Annotated in this window: 19 protein-coding genes; 7 read left to right on the top strand and 12 right to left on the bottom strand. The window is 74.9% G+C overall.

Going from position 1 to position 23,602, the window contains the following annotated elements:
- Nucleotides 1–111 precede the first annotated feature (111 nt).
- Both IF01_RS0109750 and IF01_RS0109755 read left to right on the top strand, forming a co-directional pair.
- Nucleotides 112–1,689: a zinc-dependent metalloprotease gene (locus IF01_RS0109750; protein ID WP_030392911.1), complete on the top strand. Its 1,578-nt coding sequence runs from the start codon at nt 112–114 to the stop codon at nt 1,687–1,689.
- The gene (locus tag IF01_RS0109755; RefSeq protein WP_030392912.1) at nt 1,686–2,306 is read left to right on the top strand and encodes an NUDIX hydrolase; all 621 of its coding nucleotides are present in this window, start codon (nt 1,686–1,688) and stop codon (nt 2,304–2,306) included. Before IF01_RS0109750 ends, IF01_RS0109755 begins: the two co-directional genes overlap by 4 nt.
- Nucleotides 2,307–2,463: 157 nt before the next feature.
- Here the strand turns inward: IF01_RS0109755 and IF01_RS0109760 are convergent, their stop codons facing one another.
- The gene (locus IF01_RS0109760) at nt 2,464–3,171 is read right to left on the bottom strand and encodes a M48 family metallopeptidase (RefSeq protein ID WP_078879839.1); all 708 of its coding nucleotides are present in this window, start codon (nt 3,169–3,171) and stop codon (nt 2,464–2,466) included.
- 255 nt (nt 3,172–3,426) lie between these two features.
- Here IF01_RS0109760 and IF01_RS0109765 point away from each other — a divergent pair, with 255 nt between their 5' ends.
- From IF01_RS0109765 to IF01_RS0109775, 3 genes are all read left to right on the top strand, one after another.
- Complete coding sequence (locus tag IF01_RS0109765) at nt 3,427–4,515, top strand: ThiF family adenylyltransferase (RefSeq protein WP_157855188.1); 1,089 nt, start codon at nt 3,427–3,429, stop codon at nt 4,513–4,515.
- Between the two features lie 195 nt (nt 4,516–4,710).
- Nucleotides 4,711–6,234 (top strand): FAD-binding oxidoreductase, encoded by a 1,524-nt coding sequence (locus tag IF01_RS0109770; protein WP_030392915.1) that lies wholly within the window; start codon nt 4,711–4,713, stop codon nt 6,232–6,234.
- 191 nt (nt 6,235–6,425) lie between these two features.
- The gene (locus tag IF01_RS0109775; RefSeq protein WP_078879823.1) at nt 6,426–7,979 is read left to right on the top strand and encodes an ABC1 kinase family protein; all 1,554 of its coding nucleotides are present in this window, start codon (nt 6,426–6,428) and stop codon (nt 7,977–7,979) included.
- Nucleotides 7,980–8,189: 210 nt separating this feature from the next.
- Here IF01_RS0109775 and IF01_RS46735 read toward each other — a convergent pair whose 3' ends face one another.
- The 4 genes from IF01_RS46735 to IF01_RS0109795 all read right to left on the bottom strand — a co-directional run bounded on the left by IF01_RS46735 (nt 8,190) and on the right by IF01_RS0109795 (nt 12,116).
- A complete protein-coding gene (locus IF01_RS46735; RefSeq protein WP_051755055.1) occupies nt 8,190–8,588 on the bottom strand; it encodes a putative WhiB-interacting protein in 399 nt (132 codons plus the stop codon).
- Complete coding sequence (locus IF01_RS0109785) at nt 8,585–8,950, bottom strand: WhiB family transcriptional regulator (RefSeq protein ID WP_369826142.1); 366 nt, start codon at nt 8,948–8,950, stop codon at nt 8,585–8,587. The genes IF01_RS46735 and IF01_RS0109785 overlap by 4 nt, the downstream gene beginning before the upstream one ends.
- A gap of 168 nt (nt 8,951–9,118) precedes the next feature.
- A complete protein-coding gene (locus IF01_RS0109790) occupies nt 9,119–9,589 on the bottom strand; it encodes a hypothetical protein (protein ID WP_030392919.1) in 471 nt (156 codons plus the stop codon).
- Nucleotides 9,590–9,848: 259 nt separating this feature from the next.
- Nucleotides 9,849–12,116: an ATP-dependent DNA helicase UvrD2 gene (locus IF01_RS0109795; protein WP_030392920.1), complete on the bottom strand. Its 2,268-nt coding sequence runs from the start codon at nt 12,114–12,116 to the stop codon at nt 9,849–9,851.
- 280 nt (nt 12,117–12,396) lie between these two features.
- Between IF01_RS0109795 and IF01_RS0109800 the strand changes: the two genes are divergently transcribed.
- A complete protein-coding gene (locus IF01_RS0109800; RefSeq protein ID WP_030392921.1) occupies nt 12,397–12,654 on the top strand; it encodes a mycoredoxin in 258 nt (85 codons plus the stop codon).
- A gap of 84 nt (nt 12,655–12,738) precedes the next feature.
- On the opposite strand, the gene IF01_RS0109805 is transcribed toward IF01_RS0109800, so the two are convergent.
- The 6 genes from IF01_RS0109805 to IF01_RS0109830 all read right to left on the bottom strand — a co-directional run bounded on the left by IF01_RS0109805 (nt 12,739) and on the right by IF01_RS0109830 (nt 20,939).
- A complete protein-coding gene (locus IF01_RS0109805) occupies nt 12,739–13,593 on the bottom strand; it encodes a GntR family transcriptional regulator (protein ID WP_030392922.1) in 855 nt (284 codons plus the stop codon).
- 323 nt (nt 13,594–13,916) lie between these two features.
- Nucleotides 13,917–14,849 (bottom strand): NAD(+) diphosphatase, encoded by a 933-nt coding sequence (gene nudC, locus IF01_RS0109810; protein ID WP_030392923.1) that lies wholly within the window; start codon nt 14,847–14,849, stop codon nt 13,917–13,919.
- Nucleotides 14,850–14,957: 108 nt separating this feature from the next.
- On the bottom strand, nt 14,958–16,370 hold the full coding sequence (locus IF01_RS0109815) for a dipeptidase (protein WP_030392924.1): 1,413 nt from the start codon (nt 16,368–16,370) through the stop codon (nt 14,958–14,960).
- Nucleotides 16,371–16,545: 175 nt separating this feature from the next.
- Nucleotides 16,546–19,422 carry an FtsX-like permease family protein gene (locus IF01_RS0109820; RefSeq protein WP_030392925.1) on the bottom strand — a complete coding sequence of 959 codons (2,877 nt, stop codon included), beginning with the start codon at nt 19,420–19,422 and terminating at the stop codon, nt 16,546–16,548.
- On the bottom strand, nt 19,419–20,189 hold the full coding sequence (locus IF01_RS0109825) for an ABC transporter ATP-binding protein (protein WP_030392926.1): 771 nt from the start codon (nt 20,187–20,189) through the stop codon (nt 19,419–19,421). Before IF01_RS0109825 ends, IF01_RS0109820 begins: the two co-directional genes overlap by 4 nt.
- Nucleotides 20,190–20,291: 102 nt before the next feature.
- Complete coding sequence (locus IF01_RS0109830; protein ID WP_030392927.1) at nt 20,292–20,939, bottom strand: PadR family transcriptional regulator; 648 nt, start codon at nt 20,937–20,939, stop codon at nt 20,292–20,294.
- Between the two features lie 198 nt (nt 20,940–21,137).
- Here IF01_RS0109830 and IF01_RS41490 point away from each other — a divergent pair, with 198 nt between their 5' ends.
- Nucleotides 21,138–22,109, top strand: coding sequence for an endonuclease/exonuclease/phosphatase family protein (locus IF01_RS41490; RefSeq protein ID WP_063764178.1), 972 nt, complete (start codon nt 21,138–21,140; stop codon nt 22,107–22,109).
- Between the two features lie 65 nt (nt 22,110–22,174).
- On the opposite strand, the gene IF01_RS0109840 is transcribed toward IF01_RS41490, so the two are convergent.
- Nucleotides 22,175–23,455, bottom strand: a complete 1,281-nt coding sequence (locus IF01_RS0109840; protein ID WP_051741214.1) for a PP2C family protein-serine/threonine phosphatase — start codon at nt 23,453–23,455, stop codon at nt 22,175–22,177.
- Nucleotides 23,456–23,602: the final 147 nt, after the last annotated feature.

Here is a 23,602-nt window from a genome sequence, read left to right on the forward strand (position 1 = left end):
AGCCGTCCGGGAGCCGCCCGCCGGCGGGGAGTCCCCCAGCTCCGCCGACCGCCCCGGGCAGCAGGAAACACCGCCACCACCCGTATGACGGCCGACCGGATCGAGGACCCCGTGAGCGACCTTCCCTTCGGATTCGGCGTTCCGCCCGAGGAGCCCGAGGACGGCAAGGCCAAGCCCGACAACGACCCGAAGAAGAAGGACCAGGGCGACGAGCCCACCGGTCCGCAGTCCTTCGGCTTCAGCGGGAACAACCCGCTGGGCGCCCTGTTCGGCATGGGCCTGCCCGGCATGCCCGGCGGACCCGGCGCGGGTGGCCCCGGCGCGCCCGGCGCGGGCGACAACCCCTTCGCCGCGATGTTCGGCGGCCTCAACCCCAACGACCTCGGCGCCGCCTTCCAGCAGCTCGGCCAGATGCTCTCCTTCGAGGGCGGCCCGGTGAACTGGGACCTCGCCAAGGACATCGCCCGGCAGACCGTGGTCGCCGAACCCGCCGAGGGCAAGAGCAAGGACCGCTCCGTCGGCGACGCCGAGCGCTCCGCCGTGGTCGAGGCCGTCCGCCTCGCCGACCTGTGGCTCGACGGCGTCACCACCTTCCCCTCCGGCGCCGCGGCCGCCGTGGCCTGGAGCCGCGCCGAGTGGATCGAGGCCACCCTCCCGGTCTGGAAGGACCTCGTCGACCCCGTCGCCGAGCGGGTCGGCAACGCCATGGGCGGTGTCCTCCCCGAGGAGATGCAGGCCATGGCCGGCCCGCTGATGGGCATGATGCGGTCCATGGGCGGCGCCATGTTCGGCACCCAGATCGGCCAGGCCCTCGGCGCCCTCGCCGGCGAGGTGGTCGGCTCCACCGACGTCGGCCTGCCGCTCGCCCCCGCCGGCAAGGCCGCGCTGCTGCCCCAGAACGTCGCCGAGTTCGGCGAGGGCCTCAATGTGCCGGCCGAGGAGGTCCGCCTCTACCTCGCCCTGCGCGAAGCCGCCCACCAGCGGCTGTTCGCCCACGTGCCGTGGCTGCGCGCCCACCTGCTCGGCGCCGTCGAGGCGTACGCCCGGGGCATCAAGGTCGACACCTCCCGGATGGAGGAGCTCGTCGGCCAGCTCGACCCGGGCAACCCCGAGGCCCTCCAGGAGGCCCTCGCCGGTGGTCTGCTCCAGCCCGAGGACACCCCCGAGCAGAAGGCCGCCCTGGCCCGTCTGGAGACCGCCCTCGCGCTCGTCGAGGGCTGGGTCGACGCGGTCGTGCACGCCGCCGCCGAGCCCCACCTGCCGCAGGCCGGCGCCCTGCGCGAGACCGTCCGCCGCCGCCGCGCCGCCGGCGGGCCCGCCGAGCAGACCTTCGCCACCCTGGTCGGCCTCGAACTGCGCCCCCGCCGGCTGCGCGACGCCGCCCGCCTCTGGGCGCTGCTCGCCGACGCCCGCGGCACCGAGGGCCGGGACGACCTCTGGCAGCACCCCGACATGCTCCCCACCGCCGCCGACCTCGACGACCCGGACGCCTTCGTGCACCGCGGCAGCGCCGACGACCTGGAGGGCGGCATCGACTTCGACGCCCTCGACAAGCTGCTCGGCGAGGCCGCCGCGGGCGGGGCCGCCGGGTCCGCCAAGCCCGACCTGACGAAGAACGACGGCGGCGACGGCAGCAACGGCAGCGACGGCAGCGACGGCGACCAGGGAAAGGGCGAGCCCACCGCATGACGGCTACCGAGACGGACCTCGCCGACGCCCGGCAGGACGACGCCCCCAGGGGTGGCGCCCTGCACGCCGACGCGGTCCGCGCCCTGACCGACTGGCGGCCCGCCGAGCCCGAACAGGACCGGCTCCGCCTCGACTACCTGCGCCACCTCGCCGAGCAGCCCGGGGGCATGTACCGCTCCTGCCTGCCCGCCCACATCACCGCCAGCGCCGCCGTCGTCGACCCCGCCGCCGGGCGCGTCCTGCTCACCCTGCACCCCAAGGTGGGCCGCTGGCTGCAGATGGGCGGCCACTGCGAGCCCGGCGACGGCGACCTCGCCGCGGCCGCCCTGCGCGAGGCCACCGAGGAGTCCGGCATCCCCGACCTCGCGCTGCTCACCCGCGACGGCGCGCCCGTCCCGGTCAAGCTCGACCGCCACCAGGTCCGCTGCACCGGCAAGGACCGGCCGGAGAACACCCACCTCGACGTCCAGTACATCGCGGTGGCACCGCCCGGCGCCCAGGCGCTGATCAGCGAGGAGTCGCTCGACCTGCGCTGGTTCGACTACGACCGCCTGCCGGAGCTCACCGACCACTCGGTGCGCGACCTCGTCGCCCGCGCGCGCGAACTCACCGGCTGAGGCGTTCGGGGGCGCGAGTACGACGAGAGGGGCGCGGGCCGCATTGGCCCGCGCCCCTCCGTCCGTCCTCCTCCGCCTGTCTTCCTCCGTCTGTCCTCCTCCACCGGATCCACCGGGACCCGGTGGCAGGGCCGGCGAAGGGACCGAGCCGCAGGACTCAGCCGCAGGACTCGGCCGGACCGGGCTCCGCCGGATCCTCGTGCCGGGCCCCCGGGATGTGCGGCAGCCGGGCCGCCGACACCACGCCCTCCAGATAGCCCCGCGCCCGCTCCGTCCGCGGATACGCCTCCAGCAGCGCCCAGAAGTCCGGACCGTGGTCCGGCACCAGCAGGTGCGCCAGCTCGTGCAGCAGCACGTAGTCGACCACGTACTCCGGCATCCCCTGCAGGCGGTGCGAGAGCCGGATCGTCCGCTCACTGGGGGTGCACGAACCCCAGCGCGAGTTCTGATTGGTCACCCATCGGACCTGGGCGGGCTGCGCCCGACCGCCCAGATACGCCGCCGAGAGCTCCCGCGCCCGGGCCACCAGCGCATCGTCGCCGAGCACCCGGCGGCTCTCCTGCGCCGCCAGCTTCTCCAGCATCTGCGCGACCCAGCGCTGCTCCTCCGCGTGCGACATCCGGGCCGGAATCAGCACGATGGTGCGATCGCCCTCGCGGTACGCGGACACCGTCCGGCTGCGGCGGGCACTGCGCCGCACCTCCACCCGGGAGCGGTCGAAGGGCTCCCGCGCGGGCGACGGCTGCTGCTCCGGACACTGCTGCTCCGGACGCCCACGCGTACTCGGCGCCGCCACTTGCGACCCGGACGCTGCACGGGCACGCCGAGGCGACGCCGGGGGATGGGAGTCCCGTTCGGCTGCCATGGCACACGACGTTACCCGTTACCCCTGACAGAAGTCCGCTGCCGTGGCCGAAATCTTTCGTGGAGCGATCGGGAACGAAAGGCCGACGGAAGGTGTCCGGAATCCGACATCAGTCCGCACGACAAGTTATCCACAGGGCATGCGAACGGATCATCCGATCATCGATCCGTGCCTGTGGACAACCCGCCGCACCCGACCGCCCCGATCGGGCATGCTGCCGTCGGCCGTCCGGAAACGATCGGGAGGAAGACCACCGTGCGCCTCGCCCTCAAGCCCGCCCTCTCCCGCAGCTGGCGGGACTCGGACACCCTGCAGTTCGGCACCGTCCCCCAGCACGCGGGCGTGCTCGCCCACGCCTCCGGCAAGGTGCTGCGCGAGTTCCTCGACCTGGTCGACGGGACTCGCGACCGGCCCGCCCTGCTGGCCGAGAGCGAGCGGATCGGCTTCGGGCGCGACCCGGCCGACTCCCTCCTCGACCTCCTGGAGGAGGCCGGGGTGCTCGACGACGCCGAGGCCGCGGCCGGCGCCCTCGCGCTCTTCCCGCAGCCGCACCGCGAGCTGCTCGGCCCGGACCTCGCCTCGCTGTCGCTGATCCACCCGGGCCCCGGCGCCGCGCCCGCCGTCCTGGCCCGGCGGCCCGGGCACGCCGTCGAGGTCCGCGGCGCCGGCCGGATCGGGGCGGCCGTGGGCGCCGTCCTCTCGGCGGGCGGCATCGGCAGGGTCACCGTGGTCGACTCCGGCCGGGTCGCGCCGGGCGACTGCTCCCCCGCCGGGCTCCCGCCGACCGACGTCGGCCGGATCCGTGCCACCGCCGCCCGCGAGGCCGTCGACCGGGCCGCGGCCCGGAGCCCGGCCCGGCGCAACCGGCGCCCCAGACCCGGGCCGCCCGACCTGGTGGTGCTCGCGCCCCGCGACGGCAGCGCGGCCTTCGCCGGCGGCACACCCCTGGCCCGGGAGCTGCTGCGGGCCGGCGTCCCGCACCTGTACGTCGGCGTGGTCGAGGAGTACGGGGTGGTCGGCCCCCTGGTCGCGCCGGGGGTCTCGGCCTGCGGCCACTGCCTGGTCCTGGCCCGGGAGGACCAGGACGCCGCCTGGCCGAGGATCCTGGCCCAACTCGCCGACGGCGGCCCGGGGCGGGCCCCGACACCGGCCTGCGACACCGCCCTCGCCACCGCGGTCGCCGGGCTGGCCGCACTGCACGTCCAGGTGTTCCTGGACGGGGGCCGCCCGCCCAGCCTGGACGGCTGGTGCGAACTCTCGGCCGTCGACGGGACGTCCCGCCGGCTGCGCCTCAAGGGCCACCCGGAGTGCGGCTGCCTCTGGCAGCCGACCGCACCGCACTGAGACCCGGGGCACTCTCTTCAGGATCACCAACCGGACTGGAGGGGAAGAGTCTTGATCATTCGTCAGTCGCGCGGGAAAAGGGGGCACCGCAGGGCCCTGGAGCTACTACTGTGGCGTCGGCCGCCCGGCCGATGCCGAGGGTGGCACGCGCAACGATCGCAACGCTCGTGCACGACCTCACCGAGAGGTATCGACATGATCACTCGCAGATCGCTCATCGGCGCCGGGGCCCTGGCCGTCCCGCTGGCCGCCGTCCCGGCCCTGCCCGCCGTCGCCACCGCGACCGAGGCCGGGCGACGACGATGGTCCCGGCTCTCCGACCGTCTGCACGGCACGCTCGTCCTCCCCGGCGACCCGACCTACGACGTCGCCAAGCAGATCGGCCAGGCCCGCTTCGACTCGGTCGAACCGGCCGCCGTCGCCTACTGCGTCGACGAGGCGGACGTCTCGCTCTGCCTCCGCTACGCCCAGGACCACGACCTGCCGATCGCCGTCCGCGCCGGCGGCCACAGCGGCGGCGGCTGGTCCACCGGCACCGGTCTGGTGGTCGACGTCTCCCGGCTGAACAGCGCCGCGGTGACACCCGGGTCCGCCACCTTCGGCGGCGGCACCCAGCTCGTCGACGTGACCAACGCCGTCGCCCCGCACGGCCTGGCCGTCTCCGGCGGCTTCTGCCCCACCGTGTCCCTCGGCGGCTTCCTCCAGGGCGGCGGCATCGGCCTGCTGACCCGCCATGTCGGCATCTCCAGCGACAAGGTGACCTCGGCCCGGGTGGTGCTGGCGAACGGCCGGACCGTCACCGCCTCGGCCCAGGAGCACGACGACCTGTACTGGGCGCTGCGCGGCGGCGGTGGCGGCAACTTCGGTGTCGTCACCTCCTACACGGTGACCCCGGTGCCGGTGACGACCCTGAGCATGGCCAGCCTCACCTGGTCCTTCGACCGCGCGGTGGATGTGCTGGACGCCTGGGCGCACTGGCTCCCCGACGCCCCGCGGACCCTGGGCGGCGGCGCGGTGGTCGGTCTGCGGGACGCCGCGCCCGGCGCCACCCCGTTCGTCTCGGTACTGGTCGGTTCGGTCGGCACCGAGGCCGAACTCAACACCCAGATAGGCCGGTTGGTCGACCTGGTGGGCGCGGTGCCGGCCTCCCGGAGCGGCTACACCGCCCCGTACCTGTCCGTCATGATGGGCTTCTACGGCTGCGGCGCCTACACCCAGGACCAGTGCCACCGGACGGGTACCGGGCCGGCGGCCCTGCTGCCCCGGCCGACCGCCGCGGTGGACCGGGGCCGCCTGTTCGACGCCCCGCCGCCGCGCGCGGTCTGGGACGCCGCGGTCGGCCTGCTGGACCGGGACCGGCTGGCCGGGCAGCAGCGGATGGTGCAGTTGAGCGCGCTCGGCGGCGCCGCCAACGATCCGGCGCGCACGGCCACCGCCTACGTCCACCGGAACGCGCTGTTCAACGCGAGCCTCGGCGCGGTGATCGCCTCCGGGCCGGTGGACCCGACGGCGATCGCGGCGGCCCGGAGCTGGGCGGACGCCGGTTTCGCGGTACTCGACCCGCACTCCTCCGGCGAGACGTACCAGAACTTCGTCGATCCCGGACTGCCGGACTGGCGGGGCGCCTACTACGGGGAGAACTATCCCCGGCTGGTCGCGGTGAAGCGCCGGTACGACCCGCACCGGCTGTTCTCCTTCGCCCAGGCCGTCGGGGGCTGACCCGGCCCGGCCTCCGGGCCCGACCGTCGGGCCCGGAGGTCCGAACCCGGAGCTCCGGGCCCGACGGCGACCGGCACCACCCCGGCGGGGCGGCCGATTCCGGCCGGGGCCGCACCGTCGAGCGGGCACAATGGCGTATGACGGTCGGCCCCCGCCGCGGGGGCCTGGGGCATGTCGACTTGGAGGCCCGGGTGAGCGATCTTCCGCGCAAGGCAATGACCCGCACGGCAAGACTCGCCGCCCTGCCGCTGGGGATAGCCGGCCGGGCCACCCTGGGGTTGGGGAAGCGGATCGGCGGCCGGTCGGCCGAGGTGGTGACCGCCGAGCTGCAACAGGCGACCGCCGACCAGCTGTTCAAGGTCCTGGGCGAGCTCAAGGGCGGGGCGATGAAGTTCGGACAGGTGCTGTCCGTCTTCGAGGCCGCGCTGCCCGAGGAGGTGGCCGGACCCTACCGGGCGGCGTTGACCAAGCTGCAGGACGCCGCGCCGCCGATGCCGGCCGCGAAGGTGCACGCGGCTCTGGCGGAGCGGCTGGGCGCGGACTGGCGGAGCCTGTTCCTGGAGTTCGAGGACCGGCCGTCGGCGGCCGCGTCGATCGGCCAGGTGCACCGGGCGGTGTGGCACGACGGCCGCACCGTCGCGGTCAAGGTCCAGTACCCGGGAGCCGGTGACGCGCTGCTGGCGGACCTGACGCAGCTGAGCCGGGTGGCGTGGCTGCTGGGTCCGCTGATTCCGGGCCTGGACATCAAGCCCTTGATCACGGAGCTGCGGGAGCGGGTCGCCGAGGAGCTCGACTACGAGCTGGAGGCCCAGGCCCAGCGCCGTCATGCCGAGGAGTTCGCGGACGATCCGGAGATCGCGGTGCCCGGGGTGGTCGCCCAGGCGGACCAGGTCCTGGTGTCGGAGTGGATGGACGGCACACCCCTGGCCGAGGTGATCGCCTCGGGGACGCAGGAGGAGCGGGACCGGGCGGGGAAGCTGCTGGCGCGGTTCCTGTTCGCCGGTCCGTCGCGGACGGGGCTGCTGCACGCGGATCCGCACCCGGGCAACTTCCGGCTGCTGAAGGACGACGGCCCGGTGGAGGGCTGGCGGCTGGGGGTGCTGGACTTCGGGACGGTGGACCGGCTGCCGGGCGGGCTGCCGGCGCCGATCGGGGCGTCCCTGCGGATGGCGCTGGCCGGGGACGCGGCGGGCGTGCTGGCGATGCTGCGCGAGGAGGGCTTCGTGAAGCCCTCGATCGAGCTGGACCCGGACGCGGTGCTGGACTACCTGGTGCCGATCATCGAGCCGGCGGCGGTGGAGTCGTTCCACTTCACCCGGGCGTGGATGCGGGCCCAGGCGGCGCGGATCGCGGATCCGCGCTCCCCCGCGTACAACCTCGGCAAGCAGTTGAACCTGCCGCCGTCGTACCTGCTGATCCACCGGGTGACGCTGAGCACCATCGGGGTGCTGTGCCAGTTGGGTGCGAAGGCGCCGTTCCGGGTCGAGATGCTGGAGTGGCTGCCGGAGTTCGCGGGGCCGGGCTCGGCGGGCAGCCGCCCGACGGCGCGGACGGCGGCTCCCGAGGGCACGACCGAGCAGGACACGACGGAGCAGGACACGACGGAACAGGGCACGACCGGGAAGGCCGCCGCCCGGAAGACCGCGTCGCAGAAGGCCGCGGCTCCGAAGGCCACGACCCAGAAGGGCGCGGCCACGAAGCGGTCGGCGCCCGCGCGGCGCCGGGGCCCGTCGACCGGGGACTGACCGCCCAACCGTCCACCGTTGCCCGCCGCCCGCCGCGGCGGGCAACGGCCGCAGGCCGCCCCCCGGAGTCGGGGGGCGGCCTGCGGCGCGACGGGGGTCCGGCGGGGCCGGGCGGGTGCCGGCGTCCCGGTCACCCGGCGGCACTGCCCGGGCATGGCGATGTCGCCTCGGGTCGGCGCCACCTCTCGGTGGTCCGACCTCGGGGCGACATCACATCAGGGCGACGGCGATGGCCTTGCGGGCCCGCAGCGAGGCACGCTCGGCCTTCTGCTTGAGCCGGTGGGCCCGGGCGACCCGGCCGACGAGCCGTTGGTGCTCGGCCTCCTGGAGGCGCTCTTGCATATGGGCCCGGGCCAGGGATTCGTGGAGGAGTTGCATTTCGAGGGTCCTGTTCTGGATCTGAAGTTCGGTGGTCTGCTCAGCGCGGACGGTCGGATCGATGGCGGCGGCGGTCATGTGGTGGTCCTGCTCGGAGTGCGTCGTCGGAAAGGGGTGGATGCGGGCGGCGTCGGCCTTGGCGGCCGCGAGGCGTACGGATCGGCGGAGGGAGTCGTCCGGCAGGGGCTGCTCTCCCCGGCGGACGGCCTCGGCCCTGGACGCGGGGTTCACGCCGCGACCTCGGTCTTGCGCGGGCGGCCGCGCGGCCGCTTGCGGGCCACGACGACACCCTGGACGAAGAGCTCGCCACCCCAGACGCCCCACGGCTCGCGGCGCTCGACCGCACCGGTGAGACAGGCGTCCTTGACCGGGCAGGTGCCGCAGAGGGACTTCGCGTACTCGACGTCGGCGGGCGTCTCGGCGAAGAAGACCTCGGGGTCGAAGGCGCGGCACGGGATGGGGAGACCGAGCTGCTCGGCCTGGTCGATCGAGGTGAACTGCATGGGGAGAACCTCCGGGGGGTCGGCCTGGTCGGCCTTGATCTGGCTTGTCGGCGGTACGGACGGGGTGGGCGGTGTGATGACCGTGGACACTGTGTGCGTCTTCCTCGTCTTCTCAGTGGGTCCGGCTCAGCTGACTGGTGGGGCTGGGCCGGAGGCCCCGGAGGGCCTGGGTGGTCTTGCGTACCGGACAAAACAGAAGGGCCGCGGATCCCGGTGTGACGGGGTTCCGCGGCCCTGGAGGCGCCGACCTGAGGTTGCTCAGGTTCGTTCTCTCCAGGGTTCAGGCCCGCGGAAGGCCCGCATCCGGACGGCCGTGGCGTCCGCGAGGACGACCATGGCCAGGTCGATCTGCTGCTGGTTCTGCTTCTGGGCGTTTCCGGCACCGATGAGCTGCGCATAGCCGCCATGCATGGCGACGGCTACGGCCGTCTTCGGTGCCTGGGTCGGTCGCTCGTCACGCGGGGAGCGGGACTCGTCGACCGACGCCCAGTCGCCGGACAGACCAATCTCGACACGGGTGGCACCAAAGTTGCCGCCCTCATCGCCATTGCTGCCGAAGCCAGTGTGTCCAAGACCACTGACAACGGAGGCGGCGAACGCGGGAGCAACCGAGACACCGGTGGTGTCGAAACCCAGACCGGTTCCGCACAGCTCGGCGGTGATCCGCAGGCTGGCGGCGGCACGCACGGAGGCAGCGTCGACGGTCTGGCCAGTCATTTTCGTGATCATGGTTCCCACTGTCTTCGCCTCCTCTCGGCGTCTCGCGGAGCCTGGTTTCCCGGGCTCCGAACTGTTCGGATGTCTGTCTCGGTGAAGCTGGTGGGGCAGGGGGGCACAGCGACAGGTTTCACCCCGTGCGTTCGCGTCCCCTTGACCGCTCCGGCAGGCTATTGCGCTCCCGGTACGGCGCGCAAACTATTTTTCCGGCGAGTTTCCCGACGGTCTCCTCGGCGCTCTCCGGCGCCGGCTGTGATCGCCCCGGACCGGCTCAGGCCGGTTCGTCCGACTGACCGTCCATGACGTCCGCCGGATCCCCCTCGGGCTTCTCCCCCGCACACAACGAGAGCACGGCCGCCCCGTATTTGTCCAGCTTCATGGCCCCGACCCCGGAGATCGCGGCCAGCTCCTGGCGGTTGGCGGGGACGTCCTCGGCGATGGCCATCAGGGTGGCGTCGGTGAAGACCACGTAGGCGGGCGCGCCCTGCTCCCGGGCCTGGGCCGCGCGCCATTCCCGCAGCCGCTCGTAGAGCGCCTCGTCCATGGTGGAGGGGCAGGTCTCGCAGCGACGGAGCTTGCGCTCGACGGCCTCGGTGAGGACGCGCTCGCAGACCCGGCAGGTGACCGGGCCGCGGACCCGGCGCCCGGCGGAGCGCTCGCCGCCCTCGACCCCGCCGCGTCCGCCGCGCCCGGCGGGGCGGCTGCCGGGGGCGCTGGAGCCGGGCCGCAGCCCGTCCAGGAAGCGGGTGGGCTTGCGGGAGGCCCGGCCGCCCGGGGAGCGGGAGAGCGCCCAGGAGAGGGTGAGGTGCTTGCGGGCACGGGTGACGCCCACATAGAGGAGACGGCGCTCCTCCTCGACCTGCTCGTCCGTCTTGGCGTAGATGATCGGCAGGGTGCCCTCGGTCAGGCCGACGAGGAACACGGCGTCCCACTCGAGGCCCTTGGCGGCGTGCAGGGAGGCCAGGGTGACGCCCTCGACGGCGGGGGCGTGCTGGGCGGCGGCGCGGGCGTCGAGTTCGGCGACGTAGGCGGCGAGGTCGGTGGTCAGCCCCTCGGCGGCGCGGCCGCGCTCGAACTCCTCGGCCAGCCGGACCAGGGCGGCGAGGGACTCCCAGCGGTCCCGGACCGCGCCGGAGCCGGCGGGGGGCTCGGGGGTGAAACCGCGGGCGGCGAGGACGGCGCGGACCTGTCCCGCGAGGTCGGGGGCGCCGTCGGTGACGGGGTCGGAGCCGGCCCGGGCCGCGCCGCGGAGCAGCACCCCGGCGTCCCGGACCTCGGGGCGCTCGAAGAACCGCTCGGCGCCCTTGAGCTGGTAGGGGACGGCGAGGTCGGAGAGGGCCTGCTCGTAGACCTCGGACTGGCCGTTGGTGCGGAAGAGGACGGCGATCTCGCTGGCGCGCACACCGGCGGCGATGAGGCCCTTGATCCGCCGGGCGGTGGTCTCGGCCTCGGTGGGCTCGTCCTCGTACTCGGTGTAGAGGGGCTCGGGGCCGGCCTCGCGCTGGGAGACGAGTTCGAGGCGGTGGCGGGCGGCCTCGCCCCGGGCCTGCGCGAGCAGCCCGTTGGCGAGGTGGACCACCTGGGGGGTGGAGCGGTAGTCGCGGACCAGCTTGACCACGGTGGCCTCGGAGTGGCGGGTCCGGAAGCCGAGCAGGTAGTCCGGGGTGGCGCCGGTGAAGGAGTAGATGGTCTGGCTGGCGTCGCCGACGACGCAGAGGCTGGCGCCGCCGCCGGGGCCGGTCCACTGGTCGAGGAGGCGCTGCTGGAGCGGGGAGACGTCCTGGTACTCGTCGACGGTGAAGTGCCGGTACTGGGCGCGGACCTGGTCGGCGATGTCCGGGCGGTCCTCCAGGATGGCCGCGGTGAGCAGCAGGACGTCCTCGAAGTCGATGTTCCCGCGGCGGCTCTTGGTCTCCTCGTAGACGCGGTAGACCTGGGCGGTCTCGGCCGGGTCGCGGGGGGCCTCGCGGCCGGACTTGGCGACGGCCGCGGGGTAGTCGTCGGGGCCGGTCTGGGTGACCTTGGCCCACTCGATCTCGGCGGTGAGGTCGCGCAGCTCGGTGCGCTGGACGCGCAGGCCGCAGCGGCCGGCGGCCTCGGCGACGAGCTGGACCTTGCGCTCGAGCAGCTGCGGGACGGGGCCGCCGATGGCGCGGGGCCAGAAGTAGTGGAGCTGGCGCAGCGCCGCGGCGTGGAAGGTGCGGGCCTGGACGCCCTCGGCGCCGAGCTGGCGCAGGCGGCCGCGCATCTCGCCGGCGGCGCGGGCGGTGAAGGTGACGGCGAGGACCTGCTGCGGCTGGTAGACACCGCTGCGCACGCCGTAGGCGATGCGGTGGGTGATGGCCCGGGTCTTGCCGGTCCCGGCGCCGGCGAGGACGCAGACGGGGCCGTGCAGGGCGGTGGCGACGGCCCGCTGCTCGGGGTCGAGTCCGGCGAGGACGGCGTCGGGGCCGCCGGCGGCGGAGTGGCCGGTCCGGTGCGCGTCCTGGTGTCCGTCGAACGGGCTGCCGCTCAAGAGGTCTTCCTGCATGCGTTCCATCCTCTCAGCCCGGGCGGACATCCCGGGCAGGGTTGTCCACAAGCCCGGTGCGATCGCCGGATGATCGCGGCGCGGACGGCGGGTGGTGGCACACCCGGGGCGCGTGCCTCGGGATGCGCGCCGGTACGCCGGGACCGCCGTGGACCGACGCGGTGGAATGACCGCCGGGCGGTGGACGTTCTCCCCCCGGAGCCGTGAACGCACGCGGTACCGGTACGCGCGCGCATTCGCGTCCGCACGCCCCTCTCCACCCGATTCGCCATCCGAAGGAGTCCCCTCGATGTCCGGCAGCGTGACGATGTACAGCACGACCTGGTGCGGCTACTGCAACCGGCTCAAGAGCCAGCTGGAGCGCGAGGGCATCGGCTACACCGAGATCAACATCGAGGAGGACCCGGCGTCGGCGTCCTTCGTCGAGTCGGTGAACAACGGCAACCAGACCGTGCCGACCGTGCTGGTGACGCCGACCGCCGGCGGCGAGCGGGTCGTGATGACCAACCCGAGCCTGCTCCAGGTGAAGAAGGCCCTGGCGTCCTGACGCCCGGCGGTCCGACGCCCGTCGGTCCGACCCCCGGCACCCCTGTGCCCGGCCGTCCCGGCCGGCGCGCGCCCGCCCCGCGGGTCACTGCGCGTCGGCCCGGGCCGGGTCGACGGGGGCGGCGGGCGCGGGCAGCGTGGTCCGGGCGGCGAGGTCGCCGACCCCGTACACCAGCCGGCTGCGGTCGGCCGAGTAGCGGGTCTCGATGACCCGGACCGGCCCGCGCCGGTCGTAGGTGACCCGGGTCTGGACCACCAGCGGCACCCCGGGGCCGCCCTGGAACCACTGGGCCTCCTCGGGCCCCGGCATCCGGGCGACCAGGTGGTCGACGGCGCCCACCTCGGTGCGGCCGAGGACGGCGAGCACGGCCTCGTCGCCGCCGTCGATCTGGTCGGGTTCCATCAGCGGGGTGCCGGCGGCGAGGCCGGCCCGGTAGTGGCTCTCCTCGATGGAGTACGGCTCGCGGTCGAGCAGGCGCAGCTGGCGGCGGACCACGATGGCCTCGCCGGGGCGCAGTCCGAGGCGCTCGGCGATGTCGACGCGGGCCCGGACGATCATCATCTCGAAGTCGACGGTGAGTTCGCGTCCGCTGTCGTCGGCCTCGCCCCGGTAGACGGCGCTGGGGGTGGCCAGGCAGTCCAGCGGGGCGGGGCCCTGCGGTTCGAGCCGGGGGGCGGGCCCGTAGGCGCGGTGGTCGAGCACGGGGTGCTCGCGCAGATAGGTGCCCTTGCCCTGGAGCCGGACGAGCCGGCCCTCGTTGACGAGGACGTCGACGGCGAGGCGGACGGTGTTGCGGGCGACGCCGTACTGGCGCTCCAGCTCGCTCTCGACCGGGAGCGCGGCCGCGGTGGTGAACTCGCCCTCGGCGATGCGGCGGCGCAGGTCCGCGGCGAGGCGCTGGTATTTGGGGGATTGGGCGGTGCCCCGGGGGATTGTCACCCGAGTGAATGTAGCGAGACGGGTGAGCGGCTTTCAGGCGTTTGCGGCAAAGTCGCCCGGGATCGGTGACAGTGTCCGACCGGTGCCCCGGGGCCCTTCCGGGCAGGGCCGCTCCGGTTACGAACATCCTGGGGAGACGGGTTCGGAATGGAAATTGGGGGCGCGCGAATCAACTCCGCGCGCCCCCAATCCGTGGAACGCTCCGACCCCCGAGTTCCGACCCGAGTTCCTACCCGAGACCCGGCCCGAGACCCGGCCCGAGTTCCGACCCGAGTTCCGGCCCCCGGCGCCGGACCCCCGGCCCCGCGGGGCCGCCGCCGGAACTACCAGCGGGCCGCCGTCGGCAGCGGCTCGCCGTACCAGAGCTCGACCAGGTGCCGGGCGATCGAGATCCCGGACGGCGGCAGGATCTCCCCCGCCTCCATGCCGGCCCGCAGCTCCTCCCGGGAGAACCAGCGCGCCTCCGCCAGCTCCTCCCCGTCCACGGTGATCGCGGTGCCGTCCGGGTGCGCCTTGCCCAGGAAGCCCAGCATCAGGCTGGACGGGAACGGCCACGGCTGGCTGGCCACGTAGGAGACCTCGGCGACCTTCACCCCGGCCTCCTCGAACACCTCGCGCACGACCGCCTGCTCGATCGACTCCCCCGGCTCGACGAAGCCGGCCAGCGTCGACCAGCGGCCCTCGGGCCAGAGCGCCTGCCGGCCGAGCAGGCAGCGGTCCTGCTCGTCGGTGATCATCATGATCACGGCCGGGTCGGTGCGCGGGTAGTGCTCGGCCGCGCAGGAGGTGCAGCGCCGCACGTGCCCGGCGCCGGCCTTCTCGGTCGGGTGGCCGCAGCGCGAGCAGAAGCTGTGCAGCCGGTGCCAGTGCTCCAGGGCGACGGCGTGCACCAGCAGCCCGGCGTCCCGGTCGGAGAGCAGCGCGCCGACCTCGCGCAGCCCGGCCGGACGGGCGTCGCCGTCCAGCCGGCCCGGCAGGCTCTCGCCCGCCAGCGCGAAGTAGGAGACGCCCTCCTCGTCGGTGCCGAGGAAGTACCGGTCGCCGGTCTGCGGCGCCTCGAAGGAGGGCAGCAGGACCAGCTCGGTCCCCTGCCCGCTGTCCACCACGAACGCCTCGCCGCCGGCGATCGGCAGCACCTTGGTGGACGGGTGGCTCCACGCGGCCGCCAGCCAGGGCTCGTCGACCCGGTGCTGGGCCGCCCGGTCCACCCCGGCCCGGGCCAGCGCCAGGTGCAACGGGTGTTCGGTCTCAGGCACGGTGCTCAACTGTTCTATCCCCACGTGATGAGTCTTCCGGACGGGTCGGGTGCGCGGCGCGGGCGGGACGGCGGGCGTCTGCCGCCGCCCCGGCCGCGCGCTGCCGATTCACTCCTGCCCGCCGCCGGGCCGCCAGTTCTCGGCGAGGTCGGCCCACAGGTAGGCGGCGGTCTCGACGCCCTTGGCCAGCAGGTCCAGCTCCACCTTCTCGTCCACCGAGTGCCAGCCGTCCGAGGGCACCGAGATGCCGAGGAACAGCACCGGCGCGCCGAGCACGTCCTGCAGGTCCGCGGCGGGGCCGGAACCGCCCTCGCGGGTGAACAGGATCCGCTGCTCGAAGGCCCGGCCCATCGCCCGGACGGTGGACTGCAGGGCCGGGTGGTCGAGCGGGGTCAGGCAGGGCCTGGTCGCGCCCGGGAAGACCAGCTCGTACCTGATGCCCTCGGGCACCCGGTCGGCCACCCAGGTGCGGACGGCCTCGCGGACCTTCTCCACCTCCTGCCCGGCGACCAGCCGGAAGGACAGCTTCAGATGGGCCGAGGCGGGCACGATGGTCTTGCCGCCGGGGCCGGTGTAGCCGCCCCAGATGCCGTTGACCTCGGCGGTCGGGCGGGCCCAGATCCGCTCCAGGGTGGAGTAGCCGGCCTCGCCGCGGGTGCCGTAGGACTTGGCGACCTTCAGCCAGGCGGCCTCGTCGAAGGGCAGCTCGGCGAACAGCTCGCGCTCGCGGTCGGTCAGCTCGACCACGCCGTCGTAGAAGCCGGGGACGGCGACCCGGTGGTCGGCGTCGTGCAGGCCGGCGGCCAGCTCGGCGGCGACGGCGGCCGGGTTGGGCACGGCGCCGCCGAAGGAGCCGGAGTGGATGTCGGTGTCCGGCCCGTACAGGTCGATCTGGGCGTCCGCGAGGCCGCGCATGCCGGTGCAGACGGTCGGCGTGGTCTCGGACCACATGCCGGTGTCCGAGATGATGACGACGTCGGCGGCCAGCCGGTCGGCCTCGCGGCGGACCAGCTCGGCGAAGTGCGGCGAGCCGGACTCCTCCTCGCCCTCGACGAGCAGCTTGAGGTTGACGGCCGGCGCGGTGCGGCCGGTGGCGGCCAGGTGGGCCCGCACCCCGAGGGTGTGGAAGAAGACCTGGCCCTTGTCGTCAGCGGCGCCCCGGGCGTACAGCCGGTTGCCGACCACGGTCGGCTCGAACGGGTCGGTCGCCCAGCCGTCCTCGCGGGCGGCGGGCTGCACGTCGTGGTGCCCGTAGACGAGCACGGTCGGCGCGGACGGGTCCCCGGAGGGCCACTCGGCGAAGACCGCCGGCAGGCCGTCCGTCTCCCACACCTCGGCCACCGGGAAGCCGGTGTCGCGCAGCTTGGCGGCCAGCCACTCGGCGGAGCGCCGCACGTCCGCGGCCCGGCCGGGGTCGGCGGACACCGAGGGGATGCGCAGCCAGTCGGCGAGGTCCGCGAGGAAGGCGGCCTGGTGCTGGTCGATGAAGGAGCGGACGACGCTGTCCGGGGTTCTCGTCATACCGACGACTTTAGTTCGCCCGGGCACCCCGCAGCGGCCCCGGTCCCGCTGGGTGGGCACCCAGGGGCCTGTAACGTCCGTCACCCCCGGACGCGCGCGGGGAGCGGCGCCGGGGGCGACGGGTCGACAGAACGGTCGACGGAACAGCGGGAACAGCGGGAAGGACGGCGCGGGATCAGCCGGAGCGGCGCAGCAGCGAGATCCGCGAGCGGGTGAGCAGCGCGGCCAGCGCCACCGCGAGCAGCGGCAGCACGACCACCGTCACCCCGATGTTGAGCCAGGGGAACACCACGATGCCCTTCGCCGCTTCCTCCTGGAGGCTCATCCCGGGGTAGACCGACGCGGCGGCCTCGACCTTGCGCAGGGCGACGGCGGGCACGATGCCCGCGACGGCTCCGAGCAGGGCGCCCATGGCGGCGATGACCCCGCACTGGAACCCGGAGAGGGTGCGCCGGATCCGGGGCGCGGCGCCGACGGCGGCCAGGGTGGTGAGGTCGCGCTGGGAGTCGGCGGCGGCGAGGCCGGTGGCGATGCCGGCGGCGCCGAGGGCGACGAGACCGGCGAACGCGGTGAGCCCGAGGCTGATCAGGTCGCCCGGGGAGCGGTAGCCGCGCTCGATGTCGAACTCGATGCCGTCGGACAGCTTGGCGAGGGCCGCGCGGGCCCGCTGCTCGGCGGCGTCGGCGGGCGCGGTGTCGGGCAGCCAGACGGAGCCCGCGTCACTGCTGGTGAGGCCGAGCCGGCGCACGGTCTCGGCACTGACCACGGCGGTTCCGCCGACGTTGGCCTGGCCGCCGACGAGCACGGCGTCGAGGGTGACGGTGCGCGAGGCGGGCTCGAAGTCCGCGTCCATCGGGCCGTCCGGGTAGGGCTCGGTGAGCTCGAGGGCGACCTTGCCGTCCTTGAGGTAGCGCTCGTCGAAGACGACGGCCTTGCCCTCGGCGATCGCCTGCCCGGCGGCCGGGTCGGTGACGTTGTAGAGGTTGCGCAGCAGGGCGGCGTCGCCGGACTGGACGGAGCCGAAGCTGTTGCCCCGGGTGATCGTGCGCTCCTTGCAGCGCTGGTCCTCACGGCCGAGCCGGGCGATCTCCTCCTCGCTGAGGCTGCGGCGGCCCTTGCCCCAGATCGGGCACTGCCGCTCCTCGGGCAGGGCCACCGCGACGCGGCCGCAGCTCTGGCCGTTGGCCCGGCAGTCGCCCAGGTAGTTGACCCGCTGGACGTCGGCGCGGACGCCGAGGCCGGGGACGGAGTTCTGCACGGCGCCGCGCTGCTGGGCCAGCATCGAGCCGTCGGAGGCGGCGCCCCAGCCGCTGGACAGGATGACGGCGTTGGCGGGACCGGCGGCCACGTACTCGCGGCGGTGCTCCTCGTCGCTGCTGGCGACGTAGACGCCGACGGCGACACTGCCGGCCACGGCGGCCATGACGGCGGCGACGGCGGGGGCGGTGCGGCCGCGGTGGCGGACGGAGTCGCGCAGGGCGAGGCGGGGGCCGAGCGGCAGCCAGCGGCCGATCCGGCCGAAGAGGCCGACCAGGTAGGGGGTGAGGGCGACCATGCCGAGCTCGGCGATCGCGGAGCCGCCGAGGACGGCGAGCGAGCGGCTGCCGAAGCCGCCGGTGGCGCCGAGCAGGGCGAGGGCGGAGCCGCCGCCGAGCATCAGCAGACCGAGCAGGGCGAGCTTGCGGCTCGGCGGCTTGAGGTTGTCGCGCCCGGTGAGGGCGGCGACGACGTCCTGCCGGGAGGCCTGGACGGCGGGCACGACGGCGGCGAGCAGACCGGTCACGAGGCCGATGAGCAGGATGCCCAGCAGGTCGAGCGGCTGCAGGTCGAAGTGGCCGAAGCGCTGGCCGGCGGACTCCTCGGCGCGGGTGCGGAGCAGGGCGACCAGGCCGATGCCGCCGGCCAGGCCGACGACGGCGCCGGTCAGGCCGAGCACGACACCGCCGCCGAGGACGACGGCCCGCACCTGGGCGCGGTCGCCGCCGCCGGCGGCGAGCAGGCCGAGCTGGCGGCGGGAGCGGCGGGCACCGACCGCGAAAGCGGGGCCGGCCAGCAGGACGATCTCCAGCAGGGCCATGCCGACCACGGTGCCGAGGACGACGACGGCGGTGCGGTCGAAGAAGGGGGTGCGGCCGCTGCTGCCGCCCTGGCTGTCCTGGTAGGCGTAGAACGGCACCTCGGAGCGGGCCGGCGGGTCGAGCAGCACGGCGCGCGAGGAGGCGACGAAGCCGTACTTGTTGAGCTCCACCACCTTGGGCCAGTCGACGCCGGCCCCGGCGGGGAGCTTGACCAGCCAGCGGCTGACACCCTCGCTCACCGAGCTCGCGCCGGCGCGGGGACCGTTGCTCGGCAGCTTGTCGAGCACGGCGCCCGGGCGGGCGTACAGGACGGCGGTGCGCAGGTCGCCGGGGTACTCGGCGACACCGGTGATGGTGAAGGGGGTGGATTCCAGACCGCGGGGCGCGGTGCGGTCGCCGATCCGCAGCCCGGAGGTGTTCAGGAACTCCTGGCTGGCGGCCACCTCGTGGTCGGCGCTGGGAGCACGGCCCTTGACGATGTCGTAGCGGCCGCGCCAGACCGGGTCGGCGAGGTCCGCCTCGGTGATCCGGACGTTGGTGAGGCCCTCGGCGGTGGTGGTGGCGGTGTAGGGGCCCTCGCGGAACGGCACCAGGGTGGCGCCGGGCAGGAGCCGGCGGGCGAGCTCGGCGGGGTCGGTGTCGAGGCTGAGCCGCTGCTCGGGGGTGTAGGCGGGCTGCCCGTTCTCCTTCTTGGTCTCCGAGGCGTCGGTGACGTGGAAGTCCTCCTCCGGGTTCGGGGCCTGGAGCACGACGGCGCCGCGGTCGAGGATCCGCAGCTCGGCCGCGGACTGGCCCATGGCGCGGACGACCTTCTCGGCCGGGTCGAGGTCGGCGCTGCGGAAGACCACGTCGGCGCCGGCGACGCCGAGCACGGGCAGCGCGACCATGGCGACGACGAGGGCGCTGCGGCCCTTGGCGCGCAGGGCGTCGCGGCGGGCGATGCGCAGGGCGACCCGCCAGGAACTGAGCTTCACTCCGCCACCGGGCCCTTCGCGTTGGTGGCGGCGGCGAGGAGGAGGCTGCCGGCGTCCTGGCTGGCGCTCTCGTCGACCATCCGGCCGTCGCGCAGGAAGACGACCCGGTCGGCCCAGGCGGCGTGCCGGGGTTCGTGGGTGACCATCATGGCGGCGGCGCCGGCGTCGCAGCGGGCGCGCAGGACGGCGAGCACGGACTCGCCGGTGGTGGAGTCGAGGGCGCCGGTGGGCTCGTCGGCGAGGACGAGGCGGCGGTCGCCGATCAGGGCGCGGGCGATGGCGACGCGCTGCTGCTGGCCGCCGGACATGTCGTCGGGGAAGCGGTCGGCGAGCTCGGGGATGCCGAGCTCCTCCAGGGCGACGAGGGCCTCGCGGCGGGCGGCGCGGGCGGACAGGCCGTCGAGCTCGCGCGGCAGGGAGATGTTCTCGGCGGCGGTGAGGGCCGGTATCAGGTTGTAGTCCTGGAAGACGTAGCCGACGGAGCGGCGGCGGACCTCGGCGAGCCGCTTGCGGTCGAGGCCGCCGAGGGCGACGCCCTCGACCAGCACCTGGCCGGTGCTGGGGGTGTCGAGGCCGCCGGCGAGGGTCAGCAGGGTGGACTTGCCGGAGCCGGACGGGCCCATGACGGCGACGAACTCGCCGGGGCGGACCTTGAGGTCGACGCCGCGCAGCGCCTGGACCTCGCCGGCGCCCTGGCCGTGGACGCGGGTGACGTTGTCCAGGTGCAGGACGGCGTCGCCGCTCCTGGTCGGATCGGTGTGGGACACGGTTCCCCCTGCTGTGGTGGGGCCCGTCGCGCGGTGGCGGCGGTCGGGCCGGTGGTTCGGGTTCAAGCCGGTTCGGTGCGGGCCCAGTGGTACGGGCAGGTGTCAGGCCTTGCTGCGGCGGCGGCCGAAACGGGCGGGCGCGGCCGCCGCGCCGTCACCCGCCCCGGCGGCGCGCTTCTCGGCCGCGCGGGCCTGCTCCGCCTCCGCGTGCTGGGCGAGCCGGGTCTCGCAGTGGTCGAGCCAGCGGACCTCGGCCTCGGTCTGGAAGATCAGCTGTTCGAGGACGAGCAGCCAGGCCAGGTCGGCCCCGGGCTGCTCGGGCCCGCCGGGCCGGCTCTCGCCGGCCAGGGCGCGGGCCTTGAGCCGGGTGTAGTCCTGGAGCGCCTTGATGCTGTGCCGGCGCTGGCCCTGGACGACCGCGGGCACGTCGACGCCGGGGACGGTGACGGCCATGGCGAGCTTGATGGCGAGTTCGTCCCGGGGCGGGTTGGTGCGCGGCACCGGGGTGTCGAACCAGGTCCGCAGTTCGGCGCGGCCGGCTTCGGTGGCCTCGTAGAACTGGTGGCCCTCCTCGTCCTCCCCGGCGGGGACGACCAGGCCGTCGCGTTCCAGTCGGGCCAGGGTGGTGTAGACCTGGCCGACGTTCAGCGGCCAGGTGGCGCCGGTGCGCGCCTCGAACTCGGTTCTCAGCTGGTAGCCGTAGCGCGGCCCCTGGTCGAGCAGGGCGAGCAGGCCGTGGCGGATGGACATACCGAGTATGTATACCCGGTATGCTCGACGGGTCAAGCCGGGACCCCGAGGGGCGCCCGGCGACAAAGCCCTGCGCGGAAGCCCTGCCAGGAGCCCTGCCAGGAGCCCCCGACGGAAGCCCTGCCAGGAGCCCCCGCGAAGGACCCCGGACGGGAGCCGACGCGGGCGGGCCGACGGCGACCGGTAACGTCGTACCGCGTGAGCCAGTTGCGCATCGCCACCTTCAACCTGCTGCACGGCCGACCGCTGGCCCCCGACGGCGCCCCGCGCCCCTTCCCGCCCGACCCCGGGGCACCGCTCGCGGAGGCGGTGGCCGCACTGGACGCCGACGTGCTGGCGCTCCAGGAGGTGGACCGGCACCAGGCCCGCTCCGGCGGCACCGACCAGGCCGCCGTCGCCGCCGCCGCGATGGGCGCCGCCGACTGGCGCTTCGCCGCGGCCCTGCACGGCCGCCCCGCGCCGGTGGCCGGCTGGCTGCCGGAGCCCTCGGCGCCCGCCGGGATCCAGGTGTACGGGCCGGCCGACCTCGGCGCGCAGGCACCGCCCGCCTACGGCACCGCGCTGCTGACCCGGCTGCCGGTGCTGCACTGGCGGGCCCGCCGGTTCGCTCCGGCGCCGTTCGGACTCCCGCTGCGGGTGGCCGGACGGCGCGGGCTGACGCCCGTTCCGGACGAGCCGCGCGCCGCGCTGGCGGCGGTGCTGGAGGGCGAGCGGGGGCCGTTCACCGTGGTCGCGGCGCACCTGTCGTTCGTCCCCGGCTGGAACATGGCGCAGCTGGCGGCGATCCGCCGGTGGATCGCCGACCTGCCGCAGCCGTACCTGGTGCTGGGGGACTTCAACCTGGTGGGCGCGGTGCCGCGCACGGTGCTGGGCGGGGCGAGCGCGCTGGAGCGGTCGGTGCCCCGGGCGCGGGTGCGGGAGCTGCGGGCGGCCCGGCGGGCCCGGCCGGCGCTGGTGGAGCCGCGCCGGCGGCGGGTGCGGGAGCCCCGGCCGCGGCTCTCGGGCTGGTACGACCTGGCGCGCACCCCCACCTACCCCTCGCACCGGCCGGCGGTGCAGTTCGACCACGTGCTGGCGGTGGGGGTGCCGCGGACGGCGGTGGGCCCGGCGACGGCGCCCCGCACGGCGGTGTCGGACCACCGCCCGCTGGTGGTCCGGGTCTCGTTGTAGGCCCTCTCCTTCGGATCACGCCAGGCTGTCGCCGCCGGGATCCGAAGGAGAGGCCCTGGCCAGCCTCACTGCCGGGAGAGATGGGCGTTCTGCTGCGGGACGTGCGGGACGGACGGCGCGCGCGGGGCCGGCGGGGCGGGCTGCCCGCCGGAGTCGGCCGGGGCCGGGGCGGCCGCGGCGGCGATGGCGACGGCGGGCCGGTCGGTGACCGGCGGCGGGTCGTACTGGAGGAGCAGCATGGCCGCGTCGTCGCCGAGCTGGCGTCCGACGTGGCGCACGACGTCCTCGTGCAGGCGGTGCAGCACCTCGACGGGTCCGCCGTCGGCGTGCCGGGGGAAGCGTTCGGCGAGCGGGTAGAAGACGCCGGCCCGGTCGCGGGCCTCGATGACGCCGTCGGTGAAGAGCAGGACCCGGTCGCCGGGGCGGAGCGGGACCCGGTGCACCGGGGGCCGGACATCGGCGGGGTCGAGCACGCCGAGCGGGGGCACCGTCTCGGCGAGTTCGAGCGGACGGACGGCCTCGCCGCCGCGCAGCAGCAGCGGGGCGGGGTGGCCGCAGTTGACGATCTCGGCGGTGCCGTCGGGGCCGACGCCGATCAGGACGAGGGTGACGAACTCCTCCTCGACGCCGGGGTGGTCGTTCTCGTGCAGGGCGCGGTCGAGGCTGTCGGCGAGCCAGCCGGCGACCTTGTCGAGGGCGGCCTCCTGGTGGGCGGCCTCACGGAAGGCGCCGAGCACGGCGGCGGCGGTCTCGACGGCGCCGAGGCCCTTGCCGCGCACGTCGCCGACGACGGCGCGCACGCCGTGCCGGGTGTTGACGACTTCGTAGAGGTCGCCGCCGATGCGGGCGTGGGCGGCGGCGGCCGCGTAGTGGACGGCGGCGCGGACGGTGCCGACCCGGTCGGGGACCGGGCGCAGCAGGACGCGCCGGGCGATGGAGGCGACCAGCTGGGCGTCGGCGAGGAGGCGCTCCTGGCGCAGCCTCAGGGTGGCGCTGACCCAGCTGATCACGGCGACGAGGACGATGGCGAAGACGGTGGCGCTGTGCACGGACTCGGCGAGCACGTCGTTGCGCACGGCCATGACGAAGGCGGCGACCTCGGTGCAGGCGCCGATGGCGAGGGGGTACCAGGTGCGTCGGCTGACCACGGCGGCCAGCGCGGGGACGGCGGTGAGCGCCGGTTCGACGGTCACCGCGGCGTCGGTGAAGTAGTCGAGGACGACGACCAGCGCCATACCGATGAACGGCAGCGACAGCGCCGTCCTCGGCCAGGTGCCGGTCGCGCCGGGTGCGGTTCCCGGGGTCGGCCCGGCGAACCGTTCTCTGATCCATCCGGTCGCGCTCAACTTCGGTTCTCCAGCAGAAGACGCGGATGCCCGGGGGCACCTGCGGTGATGACTGAGGGTTAGGGAATACGGGCCTCGCTGGCGGCCGGAGCACGGGGGTTGACCGGTTACCGACCCCACAATAGGCGCGAAACGTGCACTACGCAC

Source organism: Kitasatospora purpeofusca, assembly GCF_000718025.1.
Lineage (GTDB): Bacteria > Actinomycetota > Actinomycetes > Streptomycetales > Streptomycetaceae > Kitasatospora > Kitasatospora purpeofusca.